This is a genomic window from Shewanella sp. MSW (assembly GCF_007636515.1).
In the GTDB taxonomy this organism is placed as follows: Bacteria; Pseudomonadota; Gammaproteobacteria; order Enterobacterales; family Shewanellaceae; genus Shewanella; species Shewanella indica.
Map to the genome: position 1 here is coordinate 1 of NZ_LVDR01000036.1, position 1,928 is coordinate 1,928.

2 protein-coding genes are annotated in these 1,928 nt (G+C 41.7%); both read right to left on the reverse strand.

What is annotated here, in order from left to right; translation table 11 throughout:
* Nucleotides 1–381 precede the first annotated feature (381 nt).
* Nucleotides 382–822, reverse strand: coding sequence for a hypothetical protein (locus AYI96_RS20170; RefSeq protein WP_101095225.1), 441 nt, complete (start codon nt 820–822; stop codon nt 382–384).
* Nucleotides 822–1,928 (reverse strand): RHS repeat protein (locus AYI96_RS20175; protein ID WP_260853036.1); only part of this gene is annotated, 1,107 nt, incomplete at its 5' end. The genes AYI96_RS20175 and AYI96_RS20170, both read right to left, overlap by 1 nt.

Sequence of the window (1,928 nt, forward strand, 5' to 3'; positions counted from 1 at the left end):
GGCTCAGGAGCGGTGGTCACACCCGATTCAAAACTGGAATTTAACGCTATCTCAGCTGTCCATCCATTTTGAAGGACGACTGGATGCTCACATCGTTCTGTGATTTTTAACGTGACACAGAATTTTGAACACCCTCTCAAAAAGATATGGCTGTCCTGTTTTCGTTCCGTTTTCCATTTGTTTTACGTTTGTTTTCCGTTTGTTTTCCGTGTGTTTTCCGTTTATTTTCCGTTCCTGTTTTCCGTGTGGTCCTATTTTCCGTGTTCTTCATATCTTCCACCCATTTGCGTAAACAAAGCATAGTTGGAGGCTAACCTCTGCACCATTAATGCTGGGTGTCCCATTTTTACCATATTCCACCCCACACCTCATCTTGTATTTCTACTCTTTAAAATAGATCACTTTAGCTTTCCCTCCATCAATATGAACGTAGACATCAAATTCATTAGACATTGCAAAATAACGGGATAAATCCTTTTCAAAAACCCCTTCACCAAGGTACTCAGAACTCATGCTAGGTATACACTCCCCGATGTAACCATAAACTCCCCGTAGAGCTTCTACTGGTGTACCTGTATGATAAACTTTCCAAAACCCAGATGAAAAAACACCATCAACCTTTAAGTTAAAGTCTATTGCTTCTACTTTAACAACCCCCTCCACATGAAGCCCGTCAGGCTTCAAGGGACAGCCACTTAACATAGGAATTCTTAGTACTCCATATTGTTTTCCTACTGGCTCAACATTTTCTTTATAAAACAAAAAATACCCTATAACGACTCCAACAAAAATGTATAAAAATATTCTTATTAGAACTTTCACTAGCACCCCCGCATGTTATTCTGTATACAAAGTGAATCAACAATTTTAGCCCCTTCCGGCAACCTTGTAACACCAACTATACCTATCGACCTTATATGTACTGACTCATTAAAATCGGTTCTCAACGTTTCTGATGTAACCCGTTGCCCTATAAAATCACTCACGTTACCAGAAGCATCTTCCTCCCATAGTGTAAATATTGTATCCTGCGTAGTTTTAACCTGAGTAGTTACATATGTAATCTCATATTCAGTGTATACAGATGAATCAACCAACCTCCATGCTACTTCAGGCCCAGCCTTTAAACCTGGAGGCGGATCTCCTATCCACTTAGAATAAACAGTTCTAGATTGAATAGATACAACCTCAGGTTTCTGTTTTTTAGGTTCTAGGACATCTGTTCTACTTTTTAAAACATTTGCCACTTCATTTACTACATATTGCATTGCAGATGTTATCGCTCCATTTGCAAACTTACCTCCTGTAAGTTTGGATACTGTTCCACCTGCTACGGTCTGAATCATTACTCGACCAAAAGACGCACTCGTTTGAATTTTCCCAATCCCCTTCATGATTCCAGCAGAGATAAACCCGTGACCAAACTTTCCACCTTGTAAGACACTAATGACTCCTCCTGTTGAACCATGAGCTAACATCTGCTCCCCAGTTGACCAAGCATTAGAAGTCCCCTCCGCTCCATGAATTTGGTTTCCTAAAGCTCCAAATACAGCCCCGCTAAATGCACCCCATAATGCCCCTCGTAAATTACCAGTAGCAACAGCTCCACCTATAAAACCAGTGATACCTCCTGCAACTATTGCATTTCCCGCAGTCCCTGCAGCAACCCCCCAGCTAGCCGCCCAACCCGATGCTGCGCCTGCTGTAAAATAAGTAACAACTGCAGCTACTATTACTCGCCAATATTTCTTAATCGCCTTCCAGAGTTTATCGAAGAAGAACCCACTCGGATCGGTATAACTCATCGGGTTATTCAAAACATAACTATAACGGTTATAGCTTTGTGTATCGGTTGGCGCTTGGATATGCGGATCGGCCTGCAAGAAACGTCCTATGGTGGGGTCATAGATACGCCCATTCATATGGAT